Source organism: Alkalihalophilus lindianensis, assembly GCF_032843265.1.
GTDB lineage: Bacteria > Bacillota > Bacilli > Bacillales > Bacillaceae_D > Alkalihalophilus > Alkalihalophilus lindianensis.
Map to the genome: position 1 here is coordinate 1 of NZ_JAWJBA010000876.1, position 244 is coordinate 244.

The 244-nt window shown below is 45.9% G+C and carries 1 protein-coding gene; it reads left to right on the forward strand.

Translation table 11 applies throughout. From position 1 onward, the window contains the following. Nucleotides 1-63 precede the first annotated feature (63 nt). Nucleotides 64-244: enoyl-CoA hydratase-related protein (locus tag RYX56_RS24625; protein ID WP_317124422.1), on the forward strand; the 181-nt coding region annotated here is incomplete at its 3' end.

A 244-nucleotide genomic window follows, 5' to 3' on the forward strand; every position in this document is an offset into this window, starting at 1 on the left:
CTAATCAATGGATTTGGCAGCCGCTAGTGTGCGTAATATGATTTGAAGGAGGGATTCCCCTAGATGGAATATTTAAAATGGTCCAGTGAGGGCAGTATCGCTACGATTACAATTCAACGCCCACCGGCAAATGCGCTCTCATCAGGCCTGTTAAGAGAATTGTCTGCCGTGTTAGATGAAATTGAACCAAAGCGTGATATCAGAGTAGTCGTGATTCATGGAGAGGGGCGCTTTTTTTCAGCCG